Consider the following 571-nt stretch of genomic DNA (forward strand, 5'->3'; position numbering starts at 1 on the left):
GCCGCGCGAACGCGACGGCGGTGGCGCTGGTGGAAGGCGGCGCAAGGGCGGCAGTTCGGCGGCGACCGCGCCGGAAGCGCAGGGCGACGGTCAGGGGGACGCTCCGCAGGATGAGCGGGGCGAAGCGCAGGGTGAAGAGCGGGGCAACGAGCCGGGGGCGGCGCTCCCAAACCATCAGGACGAAGGCAACGACAGCAGTGACGGCAGCGATGACAGCAAAGACTGAGCGGGCGGACGCGATTCCGCTGGATCCAGGCGCAGAGGGGCGTAGGCGAGAAGCGAACGACACGCAAGAGACAAGGTCTCACCGTCCATGGGATAAGGAGGCGTCTGCACCTGCAGTGACTGCAATGAAGGAGAACAAATTGGCCCCAAAACAAGCAGTTGAACCCCTTGTCGCGAGCAATGCGACGGACGGATTGGGTCAGATGGAGCTTCCCATCGCTGAGGCGATGCGCGGCGCGGATCCCGTCATGGGTGACGCCAGTGATGCAGGCGTCGGTAGTGGCAGCGTTGACACTCAGGCCCAACGCTTGGACTTCTGGTCGACAAGCCGGGATAGCGGCCCGAC

At 65.7% G+C, this 571-nt stretch carries 2 pseudogenes; both read left to right on the forward strand.

Annotated features, from left to right (window positions below):
* Positions 1-226 (forward strand): annotated as a pseudogene (locus AC1Q7H_RS39890) (hypothetical protein); the annotation flags it as partial.
* A gap of 124 nt (positions 227-350) precedes the next feature.
* Positions 351-571, forward strand: a pseudogene (locus AC1Q7H_RS39895) (H-NS family nucleoid-associated regulatory protein); the annotation flags it as partial.

The sequence above is a fragment of the Cupriavidus sp. GW823-FHT06D04 genome (assembly GCF_058795055.1).